19 protein-coding genes are annotated in these 19,296 nt (G+C 66.2%); 11 read left to right on the forward strand and 8 right to left on the reverse strand.

Annotated elements, in window-relative coordinates; translation table 11 throughout:
• Nucleotides 1–119: 119 nt before the first annotated feature.
• Both AC1DT6_RS22350 and egtD read right to left on the reverse strand, forming a co-directional pair.
• Nucleotides 120–1,379, reverse strand: a complete 1,260-nt coding sequence (locus AC1DT6_RS22350; RefSeq protein WP_477114899.1) for an SUMF1/EgtB/PvdO family nonheme iron enzyme — start codon at nucleotides 1,377–1,379, stop codon at nucleotides 120–122.
• Between the two features lie 141 nt (nucleotides 1,380–1,520).
• On the reverse strand, nucleotides 1,521–2,612 hold the full coding sequence (egtD, locus tag AC1DT6_RS22355) for an L-histidine N(alpha)-methyltransferase (RefSeq protein ID WP_477114900.1): 1,092 nt from the start codon (nucleotides 2,610–2,612) through the stop codon (nucleotides 1,521–1,523).
• Between the two features lie 633 nt (nucleotides 2,613–3,245).
• Here egtD and AC1DT6_RS22360 point away from each other — a divergent pair.
• The 3 genes from AC1DT6_RS22360 (at nucleotide 3,246) to AC1DT6_RS22370 (ending at nucleotide 5,410) form a co-directional block, all read left to right on the forward strand.
• Complete coding sequence (locus AC1DT6_RS22360; RefSeq protein ID WP_045239580.1) at nucleotides 3,246–3,944, forward strand: TerC family protein; 699 nt, start codon at nucleotides 3,246–3,248, stop codon at nucleotides 3,942–3,944.
• A 174-nt stretch (nucleotides 3,945–4,118) separates the two neighbouring features.
• A complete protein-coding gene (locus AC1DT6_RS22365) occupies nucleotides 4,119–4,913 on the forward strand; it encodes a thymidylate synthase (RefSeq protein WP_441626890.1) in 795 nt (264 codons plus the stop codon).
• Nucleotides 4,910–5,410, forward strand: a complete 501-nt coding sequence (locus AC1DT6_RS22370) for a dihydrofolate reductase (protein ID WP_441626892.1) — start codon at nucleotides 4,910–4,912, stop codon at nucleotides 5,408–5,410. Before AC1DT6_RS22365 ends, AC1DT6_RS22370 begins: the two co-directional genes overlap by 4 nt.
• A 55-nt stretch (nucleotides 5,411–5,465) precedes the next feature.
• Here the strand turns inward: AC1DT6_RS22370 and pmbA are convergent, their stop codons facing one another.
• Nucleotides 5,466–6,833: a metalloprotease PmbA gene (gene pmbA, locus AC1DT6_RS22375; protein ID WP_477114904.1), complete on the reverse strand. Its 1,368-nt coding sequence runs from the start codon at nucleotides 6,831–6,833 to the stop codon at nucleotides 5,466–5,468.
• 57 nt (nucleotides 6,834–6,890) lie between these two features.
• Between pmbA and yjgA the strand changes: the two genes are divergently transcribed.
• Nucleotides 6,891–7,508 carry a ribosome biogenesis factor YjgA gene (gene yjgA / locus AC1DT6_RS22380; protein ID WP_414629473.1) on the forward strand — a complete coding sequence of 206 codons (618 nt, stop codon included), beginning with the start codon at nucleotides 6,891–6,893 and terminating at the stop codon, nucleotides 7,506–7,508.
• A 28-nt stretch (nucleotides 7,509–7,536) separates the two neighbouring features.
• Nucleotides 7,537–8,190 carry a molybdopterin adenylyltransferase gene (mog, locus tag AC1DT6_RS22385; protein ID WP_441626894.1) on the forward strand — a complete coding sequence of 218 codons (654 nt, stop codon included), beginning with the start codon at nucleotides 7,537–7,539 and terminating at the stop codon, nucleotides 8,188–8,190.
• An 18-nt stretch (nucleotides 8,191–8,208) separates the two neighbouring features.
• On the opposite strand, the gene AC1DT6_RS22390 is transcribed toward mog, so the two are convergent.
• Both AC1DT6_RS22390 and orn read right to left on the reverse strand, forming a co-directional pair.
• Entirely contained in the window at nucleotides 8,209–9,090 is an 882-nt protein-coding gene (locus tag AC1DT6_RS22390) for an AEC family transporter (RefSeq protein ID WP_477102271.1), read from the reverse strand.
• Between the two features lie 66 nt (nucleotides 9,091–9,156).
• Nucleotides 9,157–9,810, reverse strand: coding sequence for an oligoribonuclease (orn, locus tag AC1DT6_RS22395; protein WP_441626898.1), 654 nt, complete (start codon nucleotides 9,808–9,810; stop codon nucleotides 9,157–9,159).
• 196 nt (nucleotides 9,811–10,006) lie between these two features.
• On the opposite strand from orn, the gene AC1DT6_RS22400 reads away from it, so the two are divergent.
• From AC1DT6_RS22400 to AC1DT6_RS22410, 3 genes are read left to right on the forward strand one after another with little or no spacing between them, the layout of a single operon-like run.
• Nucleotides 10,007–11,254 (forward strand): M48 family metallopeptidase, encoded by a 1,248-nt coding sequence (locus tag AC1DT6_RS22400; protein ID WP_441626900.1) that lies wholly within the window; start codon nucleotides 10,007–10,009, stop codon nucleotides 11,252–11,254.
• Nucleotides 11,251–12,270 (forward strand): ribosome small subunit-dependent GTPase A, encoded by a 1,020-nt coding sequence (gene rsgA / locus AC1DT6_RS22405; protein ID WP_477114901.1) that lies wholly within the window; start codon nucleotides 11,251–11,253, stop codon nucleotides 12,268–12,270. Before AC1DT6_RS22400 ends, rsgA begins: the two co-directional genes overlap by 4 nt.
• 38 nt (nucleotides 12,271–12,308) lie before the next feature.
• The gene (locus AC1DT6_RS22410; protein ID WP_441626904.1) at nucleotides 12,309–12,617 is read left to right on the forward strand and encodes a putative signal transducing protein; all 309 of its coding nucleotides are present in this window, start codon (nucleotides 12,309–12,311) and stop codon (nucleotides 12,615–12,617) included.
• A 94-nt stretch (nucleotides 12,618–12,711) separates the two neighbouring features.
• On the opposite strand, the gene AC1DT6_RS22415 is transcribed toward AC1DT6_RS22410, so the two are convergent.
• Both AC1DT6_RS22415 and AC1DT6_RS22420 read right to left on the reverse strand, forming a co-directional pair.
• The gene (locus AC1DT6_RS22415; protein WP_441626906.1) at nucleotides 12,712–13,704 is read right to left on the reverse strand and encodes a CobD/CbiB family protein; all 993 of its coding nucleotides are present in this window, start codon (nucleotides 13,702–13,704) and stop codon (nucleotides 12,712–12,714) included.
• A gap of 159 nt (nucleotides 13,705–13,863) precedes the next feature.
• Nucleotides 13,864–14,562 carry a pirin family protein gene (locus AC1DT6_RS22420; RefSeq protein ID WP_477111514.1) on the reverse strand — a complete coding sequence of 233 codons (699 nt, stop codon included), beginning with the start codon at nucleotides 14,560–14,562 and terminating at the stop codon, nucleotides 13,864–13,866.
• Nucleotides 14,563–14,713: 151 nt separating this feature from the next.
• Here AC1DT6_RS22420 and AC1DT6_RS22425 point away from each other — a divergent pair, with 151 nt between their 5' ends.
• The gene (locus tag AC1DT6_RS22425; protein ID WP_035869784.1) at nucleotides 14,714–15,637 is read left to right on the forward strand and encodes a LysR family transcriptional regulator; all 924 of its coding nucleotides are present in this window, start codon (nucleotides 14,714–14,716) and stop codon (nucleotides 15,635–15,637) included.
• Between the two features lie 12 nt (nucleotides 15,638–15,649).
• Complete coding sequence (gluQRS, locus tag AC1DT6_RS22430) at nucleotides 15,650–16,582, forward strand: tRNA glutamyl-Q(34) synthetase GluQRS (RefSeq protein ID WP_441626910.1); 933 nt, start codon at nucleotides 15,650–15,652, stop codon at nucleotides 16,580–16,582.
• Nucleotides 16,583–16,748: 166 nt separating this feature from the next.
• Here the strand turns inward: gluQRS and AC1DT6_RS22435 are convergent, their stop codons facing one another.
• On the reverse strand, nucleotides 16,749–18,242 hold the full coding sequence (locus AC1DT6_RS22435) for a DEAD/DEAH box helicase (protein WP_441626912.1): 1,494 nt from the start codon (nucleotides 18,240–18,242) through the stop codon (nucleotides 16,749–16,751).
• Nucleotides 18,243–18,789: 547 nt separating this feature from the next.
• Here AC1DT6_RS22435 and AC1DT6_RS22440 point away from each other — a divergent pair.
• Entirely contained in the window at nucleotides 18,790–19,284 is a 495-nt protein-coding gene (locus AC1DT6_RS22440; RefSeq protein ID WP_441626914.1) for a hypothetical protein, read from the forward strand.
• Nucleotides 19,285–19,296 lie beyond the last annotated feature (12 nt).

A 19,296-nucleotide genomic window follows, 5' to 3' on the forward strand; every position in this document is an offset into this window, starting at 1 on the left:
GCGCGGTTGAATGGATGCGTCGCCTATGCGGCGCTCCATCGCAACAAATGAAAAAAGCACCTTCGGGTGCTTTTTTCATTTGGCGTGAGACGTCAGACGAAGGGGCCAGCCGGCCCTCTCTATATGGAACAGCTGCGAAAGCCCACGAACGCGAAATCGTCCTCCGGCAGCAGCGCCATGCGCGCGCGCGCATGGCGCTGGCGCGCCACGCCGGCGAAAGAGGCACCGCGCACCACCTGGTGCGTGGCGAAGCAGTCAACGAACTCCACATCGGCCGGGCCAGCGACAAAACCGGCATAGGGCTCATAGGGCGTCGCCGTCCACTCGCGAACCATGCCCCAGCGCAAGCCGCCGCGCGCCTGCACCGCCGCCAGCTCCCATTCCGCTTCCGTAGGCAGGCGCCGGTCCGCCCAGGCGCACCAGGCCTGCGCCTCGAACAGGCTGACGTGGCGTACCGCCTCGTCAGGATTCAAGGTGCGCAGGCTGCCGAAGCGCAACGCCATCCACGCCCGGGACTCCGGATGCCTGGCCCAGTAACGCGGCGCGGAACGGTCCTGCATCATCAGCCACTGGTGCCMCGCCACCGTCCACCATGCCGCGCGCTCATAACCACCGTCCTCGACGAAATCGAGAAACTGCGCATTGCTGACCGGCGCGGCATCCATCTCGAAGGCTGGCACATAGGTCGGCTGCGGCGGCAGTTCGTCGGGCAGCGCGAAGCCATCCGGCTCATTCCAGCCCTGGATGAACCGCCCACCGGGAAACTGCAAGGTGCCGGCGTGCGGTACCGACACGGAAGGCAGCGCCACGGCCGGCTCCACCGGCGCCATGCCCACGGCCTGCAGCAGCGCAGCCAGGGCCTCGCCCTGGCTGTCTTCGTGAAACAGCGCGCGACGCCATGCGTAGAGCGCCGCATCGCTATCGTCCGGTTGCGCCGCCAGCCGGCGCAAGGTGGCTTCGAGCACCTCGGCGGCATAGCGTTTGACCACCGCTACGTCGGGCAGCGTGGCCTCCCAGCGGGCATCGGGATCGATGCGTTCGGGATCGAACCATTCGTCCGCGCCGGCCAGCAACGAAGGAACCCCGGCGGCCCGCAACGGCAGGCCATCGCGCTCCAGCGTGCGCACATCGCGCAGGCACCACCATTCGGCATGCCAGGCGACATGGCCCAGCGTCCAGAGCGGCGGGTTCGCAAAATCCTGCCGCGGCACCTCCCAGCCGCGCCGCGTCTGGCCGAACGCGGCAAGCCAGGCCAGGGTGCGGTTGCGCGCTTCCACCAGCGCCTGCGCCAGGCCCTCGCGGGGCAGCCTCCGGGCGTCCGTCCAGACGGTCTTGCCACCATTGAAATGAAGGTCGGGAAGCATGGAAAAGCCGCTCATCAAGAACCCTGACGGTGAATGGGATGGCCCACGGTTGGTTTGCCCGGCGGGCGGCGCGCCTCATGCGCCGCGCCCCCAAGGAGGGATGCGGGCATTATGACACCAGCACCATCCCCGCCCGCGCAGCGCCTGCCGCCCTGCTCAGGCGCGCGCATGGAACACTGCGAACCAGCCGCGCGGATCGGTCCACCAGACCGGATCGTCGAAGCCCGCAGCCGCAAGGAGTGTGGCGAAATCGGCCGGCCGGTACTTATAGGAATCCTCGGTGTGAATCCGCTCGCCGGCGCGAAAGGCGCGGCTGCCTTCCGGCCAGCGCACGGTGACGTCCCGCCCGGCCCGCAGGTGCATCTGGATGCGCGAGTTCTCGAGGTCGAAGCTGGCCGCGTGCCGCCRGTCGTCGAGCTGGAAATCGCTGCCGACGATGCGGTTCAGGTTACGCAGCACATTGCGGTTGAAGGCGGCGGTAACGCCTAGCGGGTCGTCATAGGCGGCCACCAGCGCCTGCTCGTCCTTGAGCAGGTCGACGCCGATCAGCACGCCATCCCCCCTCCCCGCGGCCGCCCGCAGACGCTGCAGCAAGGCCCGCGCCTGCTCCGGCGCGAAGTTGCCGATGCTGGATCCCGGATAGAAGAACAGCCGGCGCCCGCGCCTGACTTCCGGCGGCAGGTCGAGCGGCACGCACAAGTCGGCGCCAAGGCCGAGCATGGGAATCTGCGGATGCTGCTGCTGCAGGCAGAACAAGGTGCCGCGCAGGAACTCCACCGAAATGTCGAGTGCGACGTATTGCGCCGGCTRCAGGCTGCCGAAGAGCCGCGCCGCTTTCTGGCAATTGCCCGCGCCAAGGTCGATCAGCACGCAGCCGCTGCCGGCACGCGCGGCCATAGCGGGCGCGAACGCGGAGAAGACCGCGGCCTCCGTACGCGTGGGGTAATACTCGGGCAGATCGGTGATGGCCTCGAACAGGCGGGAGCCAAGTACATCATAGAAGAACTTGGGGCTGATGCTGGCGGCGGGGGCCAGCAGGCCGCGCGTGATCTCGCCGCGCAGGGCACCGCTGTCCTCATGGTACTGCTGGATGAAATCCAGCCGCGGTACCGGATTCGGCAGCGCGTGTCCGTTGGCGATGACGGCAGTGCTGGCCTGGCTGCCGTTGGGTTGCAGGGCCGAAGTGGCGTTGCGGTTGGATTGGGAATGGCTGTGGCGTGGGTTCAACGGGGTCGGGACGGCCGGCATGACGTTTCCTTGTTGGTCGATGGCAATGCATGAAACCCCCAGGTGCCCGCACGTCACGCATGCGCGGGGCTGGCAAGGGATGCGCCTCCGGTGACGTCTGGGGCGCATCGGCCAAAAGCCAGTCTACTCAGAATAGCTGGCGCGCGCGGAGTGTGCTTACCGCAATGCACAAACCCTTCCGGGCGCCGTAATCTTCACTAAGAATGACACGGAAAGCGCCATCGGTTCCGTATATCGTCCTGCCGGCGCCCAGGGAAGAGTCTCTGCCCGTCGATGGCATCGCGATATCCGACGTAAAGTGCGCCTTATCAAACATTCACAACAGCACAAAGCATGTGGCTTCGTTTATAATCCGCCTCAGCGCTTCCGCTTCGGCCTGATCCGAACGGATTCGTCCCTCAAAGGGGAGTAGCTCCGGGGCCCTGCCCTTAGCACAATCGTCATTCCGAGGCTGATCACAAATAGCCTCCGGTTGTGCTGACCGCGCCAACAACCATATGGCGGTCGAGCAAGACCTTTGCAACCTGGTTTCATGGTTTGCAAAGGCGCCCCCACAGCTCCCAACCAACATGTCTCCAGGCTAACCCGGTGTTTGCGCACGGCTTTTGGCTATCGTTGTTTCGAGGAGATTTTATGGAATGGTTTACCGATCTGTTCACGATGCAGTTCCTGACGGCACTGCTGTCCATCGTCGTCATTGACCTGGTGCTTGCCGGCGACAATGCCATCGTGATCGCGCTTGCCGCGCGCAACCTGCCGCCCCACCTGCAGAAGAAGGCCATCGTCTGGGGTACGGTCGGCGCAGTCGTGGTCCGTTCGGCCATGACGATCGGTGTGGTCTGGCTGCTCAAGATTCCTGGCCTGCTGCTGGTCGGCGGCGTGGCCCTGGTGTGGATCGCCTACAAGCTGCTGTCCGACGACGGCAATGGCGACGAACATGGCGCGGGCGCGACCACCCTGGTGGGCGCGATGAAGACCATCATCATCGCCGACGCGGTGATGGGCGTGGACAACGTGCTGGCAGTGGCAGGCGCGGCGCACGGCAGCTTCCTGCTGGTGGTGCTCGGCCTGCTGATCAGCATCCCCATCGTGGTGTGGGGCTCGAGCCTGGTGCTCAAGCTGATGTCGCGCTTCCCGTCGGTCATCTTCGTGGGCGCCGGCGTGCTGGCCTTCACGGCAGTCAAGATGATCGTCAGCGAGCCGCTGGTGAAGGAGTTCTTCAACACCAACGCCCTGGCTTACTACGGCTTGTTCGTGCTGGTCATCGGCGGCGTGCTGGGCGGTGGCTACCTGGTGCAGAAGCGCCGGGCTCCGACCACGGCGGCGCAGTAATGCACGATGGCGCCGGCACCTGAGGACGCCGGACCATGAAAGGAGGGCCGCCGCGAGGCGGCCCTTTTTGCTTTGCGATAAAATGCTAGGCCTTTAGCAATTTGCCGACCTCCGGGCAGATTGCCCCATTACGCGCACAACGCTGTCGCGYCACTTTCCCCAACACCCGCGCCGATGAAACAGTACCTCGACTTCATGCGCCATGTGCAAGAGCATGGCACCGAAAAGGCCGACCGCACCGGCACCGGCACGCGCTCGGTGTTCGGCTACCAGATGCGCTTCGACCTGCGCGAAGGCTTCCCGGTGGTGACCACCAAGAAGCTGCACATGAAGTCGATCATTCACGAACTGCTGTGGTTCCTGCAAGGCTCGACCAACATCAGGTACCTGAAGGACAACGGCGTCAGCATCTGGGACGAATGGGCAGATGAAAACGGTGAACTGGGACCTGTCTACGGCTCGCAGTGGCGCGCCTGGCCGACGCCGGACGGCCGGCACATCGACCAGATCAGCGAACTGGTGGCGCAGATCCGCAGCAACCCGGACTCCCGCCGGCTGATCGTGTCGGCCTGGAACGTGGGCGAGATTCCGCAGATGAAGCTGCCGCCCTGCCACGCCTTCTTCCAGTTCTATGTGGCCGAAGGCCGCCTGTCCTGCCAGTTGTACCAGCGCAGCGCCGATATCTTCCTGGGCGTGCCGTTCAATATCGCCAGCTACGCGCTGCTGACGCACATGATCGCCCAACAGACCGGACTGGAAGTGGGCGACTTTATCTGGACCGGCGGTGATTGCCATATCTACAGCAATCACGCCGGACAGGTGGCAACGCAACTGGCGCGCGAGCCGATGGCGCTGCCGCAACTGAAGATACTGCGCAAGCCGGACAGCCTCTTCGACTACAAGTACGAAGACTTCGAACTGGTGGGTTACGAGTCGCATCCGGCCATCAAGGCACCGGTGGCCGTATGACGCTGTTGACCCTGATCGTGGCGAAGGCCCGCAACGGCGTGATCGGCCGCGACAACACCCTGCCCTGGCGCTTGCCCGAGGACCTGGCGCACTTCAAGCGCACCACGATGGGCGCGCCCATCGTGATGGGCCGCAAGACCTGGGAATCGATCGGCCGGCCGCTGCCGGGCCGGCGCAATATCGTGGTGAGCCGCAACCGCGGCCTGCGCATCGAAGGCTGCGACGTGGCGAACTCGCTCGAGGAAGCGCAGCGGCTATGCGTCGGCGTCGAGCAGATCTTCCTGATCGGCGGTGCGCAACTGTATGCCGAGGCGCTGCCCAGCGCGGACCGGCTGGTGGTGACGGAGATCGATGCGGATGTCGAAGGCGATGCGGTGTTTCCCCCCATCGACCCGCAGCAGTGGATCACCACCGCGCGCGAATCGCATCACTCGGAAGCGAATGGCTTCGACTACGCCTTCGTTACCTACGAGCGCCCGCCGTCCGGCGAGGAATAAGACATTGCCGGCGTGAAACGCGCGGCGGCCCGGGAACCAGGCCGCCGCCGTGGCTTTAGTTGCCCGCGATCGTCATCTGCTCGATCAGGATCGAGCCGGTTTCCTTGGTGCCGCGTACCAGCGAATCGGCGCCAATCGCCACGATCTGGCGGAACATCTCCACCATATTGCCGGCAATGGTGATCTCTTCCACCGGAAACTGGATCACGCCGTTCTCGACCCAGTAGCCCGAGGCGCCGCGCGAGTAATCGCCCGTCACGTAGTTCACGCCCTGCCCCATCAGTTCCGTCACCAGCAGGCCGGTGCCGAGCTTGCGCAACATGCCGGCGAAGTCGTCGTCCGGCGCGGTCAGCGAGCTGGACAACGTCAGGTTATGCGAGCCGCCGGCATTGCCGGTGGTTTTCATGCCCAGCTTGCGGGCCGAGTAGGTGGAGAGGAAATAGCCTTCCACCACGCCGGCGCGAACCACGTCGCGCGCGTGGGTCTTCACGCCTTCTTCGTCGAAGGGGGCGCTGCCCATGGCGCCCGRCAGGTGGGGCTGTTCGTGGATGTGGATGTGCGGCGCGAACACCGCCTTGCCCAGCGTGTCGTACAGGAACGTCGACTTGCGGTACAGCGCGCCGCCGGACACGGCCTGCACGAAGGCGCCGAGCAAGCCCGCCGCCAGCGGTGCCTCAAACAGCACCGGGCAACGGCGCGTGGACAGCTTGCGCGAGTTCAGGCGGGCCAGCGAGCGTTCGGCGGCATAGCGGCCGATGTCCTCGGGCGCGGCCAGTGCGTCGGGCGCGCGCTTGGACGAGTACCAGTCGTCGCGCTGCATGCCGCTGCCGGTGCCGGCGATCGGCGCGCAGGAAATAAAGTGGCGGGAGTACGGATAACCGCCCGTGAAGCCGCGCGAGGTGGCCAGCACGAACTGCGAATGCTGGGCCGACACGCTGGCGCCGTCGCTGTTGCGAATGCGCGGCGAGACCGCGAAGGCGGCGGCTTCGGCGCGGCGCGCGATCTCGATGGCCTGTTCGGCGTCGATATTCCACGGGTGGAACAGGTCGAGATCCTGCGGGTTGCGTTCAAGCAACTCCTCTTCGGCCAGACCCGCGCAATCGTCTTCGGCGGTAAAGCGGGCAATGTTGTAGGCCGCCTCCGCCGTGGCCCGCAGCGCCGCGGGCGAGAAATCCGAGGTGCTGGCGTTGCCGCGCCGCTTGCCGATCATGACCGTGACGCCCACCACCTTGTCGCGGTTCTGCTCGATGGTTTCCACCTGGCCCTTGCGCACCGAGACCGACAGGCCGCTGCCCTCGGAAATCTCGGTTGCCGCGTCGGTGGCGCCCAGTTCGCGTGCCACCCGCAGCACATCGGCGGCCATCTCGCTAAGCTGGGCCTGGGTATAAGTGAAATGGGCGGTCTGGTCGGCGGATTGATCCATTGTGGGCGCGGTCATCAAAAGTCCAAACAAGAATCATAGCAAGATAAAATGCCACCCATGACGCGAAACTCCCGCACCTCCCCCCGGAACGCCTCCGGCTTCCCCGGCCAGTTCGCCCCCGAACCGGCCGACGACGACGACCTGCCCAAGAGCAAGTCCCAGAAAAAACGCGATATGCTCGCCCTGCAGGACCTGGGCGTGGAACTCGAAGCGCTGCCCAAGGACCGGCTGGCGCGCGTGCCCATGCCCGAAGCGCTGGCCGACGCCATCCGCGACGCGCGGCGCATCACCAACCACGAAGGAAAACGCCGCCAGATGCAGTTCGTGGGCAAGGTCATGCGCAAGCTGGACGACGACGAGGTCGAAGCCATCCAGCGCGTACTGGAAGGCTTCAAGGGCGCCAGCAAGGCCGAGACGGCCAAGCTGCACCTGGTGGAGCGCTGGCGCGAACTGTTGCTGGCGGACGACGCCGCCCTGACCAAGTTCCTGGCCGAACACCCGGCCATCGATGTGCAGGCGCTGCGCAACATCATCCGCAATGCGCGCAAAGAGCACGAGATGAACAAGCCGCCGCGCTATTTCCGCGAACTGTTCCAGGCCATCAAGAATGCGCTGGAGAGCAAGAAGGCGGCGGCATCCGACGAGCCGCAAGCCGAGCCGGACGCCGAAGAATAACCAGGACGCCAAACCCATTGGGGACAAGATGACGCAAACCACGACGCACGCGATGGTTCATCCCATTGCCCGCAACCATCCGGACGAATTGCTGGTCGGCTTTGTCTCGATCTCCGACCGCGCCTCGGCCGGCACCTACCAGGACGAAGGGATCCCGGCCCTGCGCGAGTGGTTCGGGCACGCCCTGACCTCGCCCTGGCAGGGCGTGGAACGCCTTATCCCCGACGAACAGGCAGTCATCTCCCGCACGCTGATCGAACTGGTCGACGTGGCCGGCTGCGACCTGGTGCTGACCACCGGCGGCACCGGCCCGGCGCGGCGCGACGTCACGCCCGAGGCCACGCTTGCGGTGGGCACCAAGGAAATGCCCGGCTTCGGCGAGCAGATGCGCCAAGTCAGCCTGCACTTCGTGCCCACGGCCATCCTGTCGCGGCAGGTGGCGGTGATCCGCGAAACCGCCAGCCGCGCCGCCCTGATCATCAACCTGCCGGGCCAGCCGCGCGCCATCCGCGAAACCCTGGAAGGCCTGCGCGGCGAAGACGGCAAAGCCATCGTGCAAGGCATCTTTGCCGCCGTGCCCTACTGCGTCGACCTGATCGGCGGCCCTTACATCGAGACCGACGATGCCGTGGCCAAGGCGTGGCGTCCCAAGCACGCAATTCGCACCCGGCCGGCGGCCTGAATCACCGGCGGGGCTGCCTCAGCGCAGCCCCAGATACAGCCCCAGCGGCACGAACACCACTGCGGCGACATTGCCCAGCAGCACGATCGAAGCCACCTGATCCGGCTCCTGCCGGAAATGATCGGCCACGAGAAAGTTGAGCACGGCCGGCGGCAGCGACGCGAACACAAACAGCAGCCCGCGCTGGAGCTGGGTCAGCGGCACCAGTTGCGCCAGCAGCAAGGCGCAGGCGATGCCGGTCAGCGGACAGGCCACGGCGCCGATCGCGCCCATGCCCCAGTTGCGCAGGCTCACGTCCTTCATGCGCACGCCCAGCGCGAACAGCATCAAGGGCACGGTCGCATCGCCCAGCAGCTTGATCGACTGGAACACCGGCTCAGGCAGCGCGAACCACGGCCGCGCCAGCGACAAGGCCACCCCCAGCACCGTCGCCAGCACCATCGGATTGCGCGCGATCTGCGTGACCGACGCATGCCGGTTGACGATCTTCATGCCGATGGTGAAGTGCATCAGGTTGGACGCGGCGAACAACGCCACCGCCGGCGCCAGGCCGACCGGGCCGAAGGCGAACACCGATAGCGGCAAGCCCATATTGCCGCAGTTGTTGAACATCATCGGCGGCACGAAGGTACGCGGATCCACCCGCAGCAGCCGCGCGGCCAGCCAGGCCAGCAGCCCGGAACCCAGCACCACGGCCACCGCGCAACCCAGCAGCACAAGCTGGTCGGCCAGCACGAATTCCTTGCTGACAAAGGCCGACACCACCAGCAGCGGCGCGATCACGTCGAGCGTGGCCCGGTTGATGCCCGACATGTCCGGATGCGCGCGGCGCCCGTAAAGCCAGCCCACCAGGATGATCAGGATGACCGGCGTGATAATCGAGACGATGCGCGCGAGCATGGGAGGGCGGCAGTTGGACCGAGGCGCCCCTCGGGGCGCCTCGGAAGTGACGTTGGATGGTGCGGATCAGGCGGCCGGAGCGGCCGGAGCCTCGGGCGCGGCGGGCGCTTCGCCCGCTGCCGCTGCCGCCGGCGCGGAATGGCGGATAAAGTGGGTGCGGTAGTAACGCAGCTCTTCCACCGACTCCAGGATATCGGCCAGCGCGGTGTGCAGTTGGCGCTTGACGAAACCCTTGTGGATGGCCGGCTCCCAGCGCTTGCACAGTTCCTTCAGCGTGGACACGTCGAGGTTGCGGTAGTGGAAGAACGCCTCCAGCTTGGGCATGTAGCGCGCCATGAAGCGGCGGTCCTGGCAGATCGAGTTGCCGCACATGGGCGACTTGCCGGCCGGCACCCAGCGCTTGAGGAAGGCCAGCAGCTCGGCCTCGGCCTGGGCTTCGGTCAGGGTCGAGGCCTTGACCTTGTCGATCAGGCCCGAGCGGCCATGGGTGCCCTTGTTCCAGTTGTCCATGCCGTCGAGCACGGCATCTTCCTGGTGGATCACCAGCACCGGGCCTTCGGCCAGGATATTGAGCTCGGAGTCGGTCACGACGATGGCAATCTCGATGATGCGGTCCGTGTCCGGCATCAGGCCGGTCATCTCCATGTCCAGCCAGATCAGGTTGTTTTCGCTCTTGACGGATTTGGCGCCGCTGGGCACGTGGGTATTTTGGCTGGTCATCTGGACTGCAATCGAAGGAGAGGCAAAGAAGAAGGCGCGCCCGAGTTCCCGATGACAAACACGGTCGGAGGGCGCGAACAACTTATAATTCTCGCATATCCGCTGCCGCTCCCGGTTCCAAAGCGGTCCGGCACCCGCTCCGGCGATCCGGCCGCCCCCGCGTACGCGACGGCTTTACACGACAAGGCTCTGCCCGATGTTCACGTTTCTGTTCCTAGCCGCCCTGATGCTGATGGTGCTGACCAAGCTCTGGCTGGCAGCCCGCCAGGTGCGCCATGTGGCGCAACACCGTCATGCGGTACCCAGCCGCTTTGCCGACAGCATCACGCTGTCCTCGCACCAGAAGGCGGCCGACTACACCATCGCCCGCACCCGGCTGTCGATGCTGGAAGTGCTGGCCGGCGCCGGCCTGCTGATCGTCCTGACCATGCTGGGCGGGCTGCAGTGGATCAACCAGTTCTGGCTCGGCACCTTCGGCCCGGGCTATGCCTACAGCGTGGCGCTGGTCGGCAGCGTGGCCGTGATCGGCGGGCTGGTCGACCTGCCCTTCTCGCTCTATGGCCAGTTCGGCATCGAGCAGCGCTTTGGCTTCAACCGCATGAGCTGGAAGCTCTACCTGGCCGACCTGGCCAAGATGGCCGTCGTCGGCTGCGCGCTGGGCCTGCCGCTGTTGCTTGCCGTCCTGTGGCTCATGGAACATATGGGGCAATACTGGTGGGTATGGACGTGGCTGACGTGGATCGCCTTCACGATCTTCGTGCAGATGATTGCGCCCTCGGTGATCATGCCCATGTTCAACCGMTTCGAGCCGCTCGCCAACGCCACGCTGGAAGCGCGCATCAAGCGCCTGCTGGAAAAATGCGGCTTCCGCAGCCGTGGCCTGTTTGTGATGGACGGCAGCAAGCGCAGCGCGCACGGTAACGCGTACTTCACCGGTTTCGGCGCCGCCAAGCGCATCGTCTTCTTCGACACCCTGATGGAGCGCCTGGCCGACGACGAGATCGAAGCCGTGCTCGCGCACGAGCTCGGCCACTTCAAGCGCCGCCATATCCTCAAGGGCATGCTGGTGAGCTTCGCGCTGAGCCTGGCCTTCCTGGCCGCGCTGGGCTGGCTGGCCAGCCGTACCTGGTTCTACACGGGCCTGGGCGTGCTGCCCAATCTCGGCACCACCAACCATGCGCTTGCCCTGGTGCTGTTCTTCCTGACGCTGCCTGTTTTCACCTTCCTGCTGGGGCCGCTGGCCAGCCAGACCTCGCGCCGCCACGAGTTCGAGGCCGATGCCTTCGCCGCCGGCCAGACCGATGCCGGCCACCTGGTCTCGGCACTGGTCAAGCTCTACAAGGACAACGCCTCCACCTTGACGCCCGACCCGATCTACAGCGCGTTCTACTACTCGCACCCACCAGCGGCACAGCGGATCGACCGCCTGCTGGCGCAGGCATGAGCCGCGCCGCCCGGGGAGGCCCGCAGCGCGCCGCAAGCGCTGCCAAAGCCAACGCCAATGGCGCCGCCGCCGAAGAGGCGCTGATCGTCGCCGCGCACGGCCGCCACTATGTGATCGAGCTGGACGACGGCAGCCGCCTGCACGGCTTCCCGCGCGGCAAGCGCAGCGAGTGCGCGGTGGGCGACCGCGTCACCATCGAGCGCGCCGCCTCCGACCAGTGCGTGATCACCGGCTTCAAGCCGCGCAAGAACCTGCTGCACCGCTCCGACCAGTTCAAGTCCAAGCTGCTGGCGGCCAATATCGACCAGGTGGTCATCGTGCTGGCGACCGAGCCGGGCTTCTCGGAAGACCTGCTCGGGCGTGCGCTGGTGTCGGCCGAGGCGCTCGGCATCCKGCCGCTGATCATCCTCAACAAGATCGACCTGACCGAGCGGCTGGAAGAAGCCCGCGGCCGGCTGGCGCTATACCAGGAGCTGGGCTACGAGACGCTGTTCCTGTCCGTGCACGGCTCGCCGGAAGATACGCTGGCGCAACTGCGCCCGCAACTGGCGCACCGCGCCAGCATCCTGATCGGCCAGTCGGGCATGGGCAAGTCCTCGCTGCTGAACCTGCTGATCCCCGGCGTGGAAGCGCAGACGCGGGAAATCTCGGCCAAGCTGGATTCGGGCAAGCACACCACCACCTTTACCCGCCTCTACCACCTGCCGGCCAGCGTGGATGGCGACGCAACCATGGATGGCGAAAGCAATGATCCCCAGGCCCGCCAGCGTGGCTGCCTGATCGATTCGCCGGGCTTCCAGGAATTCGGCCTGCATCACCTGAGCGAAGGCATGCTGGAGCGTGCCTTCCCGGAATTCCGTCCGCGCCTGACCGAGTGCCGCTTCTACAACTGCCATCACATCAACGAGCCCGGCTGCGGCGTGCTGGAATCGATGAAGGCGGGCGAGATCTCCGGACGGCGCCACCAGCTCTACACGCAACTGCTGCACGAATCCCGCCAGCAAAAGCCGTGGTAAGGTGATCGGGCGTGCCTGCAACGGCATGCCCGATCCCCATGAAACTACTGCTCTCGACCCCTTCCCTAGTCCATGCGGCACACTGCCAGAACTTGCTGGAAGCCGCTGGCATCCGTGCCGAAATGCGCAATACCTGGCTGGCCGGCGCGATGGGCGATATCCCGTTTCGCGAGAGCGCACCGCAGGTCTGGCTGATCGATGACGAAATGGAAACCCAGGCCTGGGCGGTATTGCGCGCGGCGGCCAATCCGGAGCCGGGGCCACGGTGGCAATGCCTGTCATGCGGGGAATGGCACGAAGCGCAGTTCAATTCGTGCTGGCAATGCGGGGCGCCGCGGCAGCCTTAGCGCGCATAAGAGTACATAGGCGCACAAAAGAGCGCACCCAACAAAACGCCCGCGGCAAGCGCGGGCGTTGGCGATAGCGGGATGGCAATCCGGCTCAGCCGACCCAGAGCGCCAGCGACAGCATCGCCAGCAGCAGCATCCACAGCACCACGGCACGCCACACCAGCCCAATCGCCGATTGCAGCGTACGCACGTTCGGCTCCATGCCGAATTCAGGCGCGGCCGGCTCAGGCTCGCTGTCGTCTTCCATGCCGGGCGCATAGTCGATGGCCGGGCCGGCCAGGCTGGTGCGCAGCACCACGGTGGAATCCTCCTCGGCCAGCGGCGCGCCCAGGCGCACGCCAAGCGCGCCGCCGCCACTGGCGAGCAGGATGCCGTTGACGGCATCGTTCCACTTGCGCGCGTGGTTGCGCCAGGCATAGACCGCATCCTCGAAATTACCGACGATGGCAAAACCGACCGCGGTCAGCCGCGAGGGGATCCAGTCCAGCAGGTAGAAGGCCCGCGCGGCAAACCGCCCCAGCGCGGGGCTGCGCTCGGTGGAAGGCAGGTTCCAGTGGCGCGCGAGGTATTCGGCGATGCGGTACAAGATGACACCACCCGGGCCGATCGGCACCAGGAACCAGAAGAACACGCCGAACACATGCCGGTGGACCGCCACGATGGCGGCTTCCAGCGTATGCCGCACGATCTCGGTGACAGGCATTTCAAGGGTTTCGAGACCGGTCCACTGGTGCAGCAGCGCGCGGGCGCGCGGCAGATCGTCGCGATTGAGCGCTTCGTGGATATCGGTGAAGAAGTGGCTGAATTGCCGGAAACCGAGGGTCAGGTAGAGCAGCAGGACGTTCCAGGCGAGCGTGAGCGCCACGCTGATGGAGGCCAGCAGGTAGTGCACCACCATGGCGGTCAGCGTCAGCGGCAGCACCACCGTGAACCAGGCCAGCGCCGTATCGCGCGGGCGCCCGGTGTCGAAGGCGTGCTCCGCCCGCTCGGCCAGCACGCGCACGATGTCGTAGATCGGATTGTTGCGGCCCAGGGCGCGGAACTGCTCGGCGATCAGCGCGAGGAGGACAGATACAAAAGTCATCTCTGGAGTGGATGTCGAAGGCCAGGGCACGCCAGGCGGCACGTGTGCCGGCCCGGTCGCTTATCTATAGCGAGACGATAGCACACGGCAAACCCGCCCAGAGAAAGCGCCGCAGCCCGCCGGCATGGCGGGCGGGCTGCGTGCTCTTCAAGCGGCGCTTCAGGGCAGGTCAAACACCAGCACTTCGGCACCATCGCCATGGGTCAGGGCCACCGCGTCTGCCCCTTCCAGCTGCGCGGCATCGCCCGCCTCCAGTGCCTTGCCGTTGACGGTGACGCGCCCGCGCGCCACATGCACGTAGGCACGCCGCTTTGGCGCCAGGGCCAGCGTGGCGGATTCATCGCCGTCGAACAGGCCGGCATACAGGCGCATGTCCTGATGGATCACCACCGAGCCCTCGGCGCCGTCCCGGCTGCCGACCAGGCGCAGACGGCCGCGCTTTTCCGCGGGCTCGAAGCGCCTTTCCTCGTAGCCGGGCTCGAGATCGGCCTTCTCCGGCAGGATCCAGATCTGGAGGAAGTGCGTGGTGTCGTGCGCGGCGTGGTTGTACTCCGAGTGGCGCACGCCGGTCCCCGCGCTCATGCGCTGCACATCGCCGGGGCGGATCACGCTGCCGTTGCCCATGCTGTCCTTGTGGGCCAGTTCGCCTTCCAGCACATAACTGATGATTTCCATGTCGCGGTGGCCGTGGGTGCCGAAACCCATGCCCGGTGCGACGCGGTCCTCATTGATGACGCGCAGCGGCCCGAACTGGACGTGCTTGGGATCGTAGTAGTCCGCGAAGGAAAAGGTGTGATAAGACTTGAGCCAGCCATGATCCGCGAAACCGCGTTCGCCCGCCTTTCTGATTTCAATCATTTTGACGGCCCTCCTTCAGGCCTTGTCGGCGCAGCAGCTGGGTTAAAACCTAGCTCTGGCCTTGCACTACGTTTCAATACTAGGCAGTTTAGGGTGGCAGGCGTATATTTGGCGGGACGATCTTAGAAGTATTCATTCAGAATTTCTGAACATGGCACTCTCTCTCGAATCCCTGGAAGTTCTCGATGCCATCGAGCGCAAAGGCAGCTTTGCCGCCGCCGCGCACGAGATGGGCAAAGTGCCTTCGGCGCTTACCTATGTGGTACGCAAGCTGGAGGAGGACCTGGACGTCCTGCTGTTCGACCGCCGCCGCCACCGCGCCGAACTCACCCCCGCCGGACGCGCCCTGCTGGACGAGGGCCGCCACCTGCTGCACGCCGCGGACGACCTGGCCCGCCGCGTCAAGCGGCTGGCCACCGGCTGGGAAGCCACGCTGACCATCGTGGTGGACGACCTGATCAACTTCCGTGCCCTGCTGCCGGTCATCCACGACTTCTACACCGAGAACACCGCCACCCGGCTGCGCTTTGCCAAGGAGGTGCTGGGCGGTGCCTGGGATGCGCTGGTCAGCAGCCGCGCCGACCTGGTGATCGGCGGCGCCTACGATGCGCCGAGCACCCAGGGTTTCCAGGTACGCCCGCTGGGCACCATGCCCTTTGTCTTCGCTGTGGCCGCGCATCATCCGCTGGCGAACGAACCGGGTCCGCTGACCACCCTGCAGATCGCCAAGCATCGCATCGTGGCGGTGGGCGATACCTCGCGCAACCTGCCGGCCCGCACCCATGGCGTGCTCGCCGGACAGGACGTGCTGGTGGTGCCCACCATGCGCGACAAGCTCGAGGCGCAGATCCGCGGGCTGGGCTGCGGCTGGCTGCCGGCGCCGATGGCGCAGCCCTTCATCGAGAGCGGCGTGCTGCTGGCGCGCGAAACCCTCGAAGTGCGCAACCCAGGCAATTTCAAGGTGGCCTGGCGCACCAGCACGCGCGGCAAGGCGCTGCAATGGTGGGCCAACAAGCTGGAAGATCCGCGCCTGGCGCAAGCCCTGCTCCAACAACAGCCGGGCCAGCCCGACTAACGCGCCGCCGCCATGTCCGCCCACCCGAGCCCGGTGCCCGGCTACCGGGGCCGTTTTGCCCCCTCCCCCACCGGCCCGCTGCATATGGGGTCGCTCGTCACCGCGCTGGCCAGCTGGCTTGACGCCCGCGCCCATCGCGGGAGCTGGCTGGTGCGCGTCGAAGACATCGACTATCCCCGCTGCGTGCGCGGCGCCGACCTGCAGATCCTGCAGGCGCTGGCCCGCCTCAGCCTGCATCCGGACGAGCCGCCGCAGTGGCAGAGCCGGCACGAGGCGCGCTATGCCGAGGCGCTACGCAAGCTGGACGCCGATCATCGGATTTATCCCTGCGGCTGTTCGCGCAAGGAAATCGCGGACTCGCTATTGCATGCGCGCGAACGGCGCCAGACCCTGGCCTATCCCGGCACCTGCCGCGATGGCCTGCATGGCAAGCTGCCGCGCGCCTGGCGGGTGCGGGTGCCGGACGGCGATGCCGCGCTGATCTGCTTCGACGATCGCTGGCAAGGCCGACAATGCCAGAACCTGGCGACCGAGCTTGGCGACTTCGTGCTGCGCCGCGCCGACGGCTTGTGGGCCTACCAGCTGGCCGTGGTGGTCGACGATGGCCATCAGGGCATCACGCATATCGTGCGCGGCGCCGACCTGCTCGATTCCACGCCGCGGCAGATCCACCTGCAGCATCTGCTGGGGCTGCCGACACCGTCGTACCTGCACGTGCCGGTGGTGACCAACGCGCTCGGCGAGAAACTCAGCAAGCAAAGCGGCGCGCAGGCCATCGACGAGCTCGATCCGCTGGCGGCGCTGCGCACGGCCGGCGCGCACCTGGGGCTGGCGAGCCACGCGCAATCGGTGGACAGCTGGCTGAGCGATGCCACGGCGGGCTGGGCCGCGCTGCCGCGGAACCTGGCGGCGGGTACCGTGCAGGAATACAAGACTGGCGTTTGACCCTGCCCCTGCGTAAAGGTAAAGGCCAGCTGTATGCCTTCCAGCGCCTTGAATCCGGCGGAGCTTCGCGCAACCGCACACCGTGCAAGCCTGACGTCCAGCCAACAAAAAAGCGCCCTCGGGCGCTTTTTTGTTGGCTGCGGCAAAACGCTTCGCGCCGGCCGGCTCAGGACTTGCGCGGCACGCCGCCAAGCAGCGCCGCCAGTTGCCGCTTGGGCGCCGGACGGCCACGGCCAAAGGCGGCGGCGTTGCTATCCGTCACGTCGGGCTGGGCGGCAATCGCGCTGCTGCTCGGCTCGTAAGGACGCGAGAAGAAAGAGTCGTCGGACGGACGGAACGCGTTGCGCGAGCTGGCCGGATCGTTCCGGCGCGGACGCGGTTCCTCGCTCTCGCCATTGCCGCGCGGGCGGCGCACGTCGCTGCTGCGTGCGCGGCGGCGGTCGCCTTCCTCGGCACGGGCGCTGGCACCGGTGGGATCGAAACCCTCCAGCGGCGTGCGCGGGATGCTGCGCTTGAGCAGCTTCTCGATATCGACCAACAGGCGCTCGTCGCCCGGCACGTAAATCGACAGCGCGTCGCCGCTCGCGCCGGCACGGCCGGTACGGCCGATACGGTGAACGTAGTCTTCAGCGCTGTACGGCAGGTCGAAGTTGATCACGCACGGCATGTCGGGAATATCGAGGCCGCGCGCCGCCACGTCGGTGGCGACCAGGGCATCGATACTGCCTTGCTTGAAGCCATCGAGCGTCTGCATGCGCTCGGTCTGGGTCTTGTCGCCATGGATGGCGGCGGCGTTGATGCCCTCGCGCTCCAGGTGGCGCGCCAGGCGCGAGCAGCCGATCTTGCTGTTGACGAAGACGATGCACTGGCGCGACAGGCCTTCGGCGGCGCGCTTCTTCAGCAGATGCACCACGGCGGCCTGCTTGTGGCCGTCTTCGACCTGGAACACGGTCTGGCGCACGTTCTCGTTGGCCGAGTTGCTGCGCGCCACTTCGATGGTGACCGGCTCGCGCAGGTAGCTGGCGGCCAGCCGCTTGATTTCGTTCGAGAAGGTGGCCGAGAACAGCAGCGTCTGGCGCTGTGCCGGCAGCAGGTTGATGATGCGCTGCAGGTCGGGCAGGAAGCCCATGTCGAGCATGCGGTCGGCCTCGTCCAGCACCAGCATCTGCACTTGCGACAGGTTCACCGATTTCTGCTGCACGTGATCGAGCAGCCGGCCCGGGGTGGCCACCAGGATTTCCACGCCGCGGCGCAAGGCATCGGTTTGCGGGTTCATGTCGACCCCGCCGAACACCACCGTGCTGCGCAGATCGGTGAAGCGCGCGTAGCGGGCCACGTTGTCGTAGACCTGGTCGGCCAGTTCGCGCGTGGGGGTCAGCATCAGGGCACGCACCGGGTGGCGCGCCGGCGAGGCGCTGGCATTGGCCATCGGCAGCAGCCGCTGGATGATCGGCAGCGCGAAGCCGGCGGTCTTGCCGGTGCCGGTTTGCGCCGCGCCCATCACGTCCTTGCCGAGCAAGACCACGGGGATCGCCTGCTCCTGGATGGGCGTGGGCTTGGTGTAGCCCTGCTCGGACAATGCGCGCTGGATGCGGGCGTCCAGGCCGAAGCTGTCGAAGGTGATCTCGGGGGTGGTCTGGTCGGTGGTCGTAGTCGTCATGGTTTCCGTGTCTTGCAGGAGGCGAACCCGGCGCCAACGGACACGCGTCTTGAACCGAGCGGGGGAGATCTGCGCATGGATTTAAGGCCCGGCCGCATGGTGCGCGCCCTGCTGGCGCGACCGCCGCGAACCGTCGTCTGTCCTTGCCTCTGCAGGGCGATTCCGCCGCGAGATCAATAGCTCATGTAAATCAAAGACTTAGATTGTAGCATTTGCAGCCCTGATAAGGGTAGTGCGAGTGTGGCGGCTACGCCAGTTTCGGCCGGGCGGATTTCAATTTCGTGTCACGCGGGCACGGCACCATGGCTATGCGGGGGGGGGGGGGGCAAAACCGGCCTTTGCAAGGCTGGTTTGCCCAAGAGTCGCACCGGGCCTGGCTTTGCGGCGTGGCGGCGAGCGATTCGCCGCCGCTCGCGCTTGAGGTCCTGCCTGCCGCCGCCGCTCGCCACGCTGGACCGGTGAAATGTCATTTTTTGTTTACAAACGTATACAAAGAGTGGCGAGTGACCTATGCTTGGTTCCAGTGATCCGAACCAGGCAGAACCAGATGCAAACCGTCTCCGTCCGCATTCCCGAAGAAGACCTCGCCTGGCTGGCCGGCATCGAGTTGCCGGGCGCCAGCAGTCCCAGCGACAAGATCCGTGCCCTGCTGGCCGACGCGCGCCGGCGCGCGGACGGCTCGTCCGACTACATCGGCTGCGTCGCGCTCCTGCGCGAACAGCTGCGTCCCCTGCTCGACGCCACCCAAACCCTGGAGCATGAGCACCAGCAGCACTCGGAAATCGTCCCGATGCTGGCCATGCAATTGCCCGAACTGATGGCCAGCCTGATCGCGGGCGTGCCGTCCGGCGACCGGGCACCGGCGCAGGCAAGGGAGCTGGAGGCTCGCCTCACTGCCCGCGCCATGCGCATGCTGCTCGGCCTGTTGCGCCTCGCGGTGACCCAGCGCACCCCGGCCTATGATCCCGCCGTACTGGACGCTTACGTACCGGAAGTGTTAGAACTGGCAAAACTGATACATAGCGCACGGCAGCCTGACTGAACGCGTTTCTTG

Source organism: Cupriavidus sp. 01L45, from assembly GCF_056399885.1.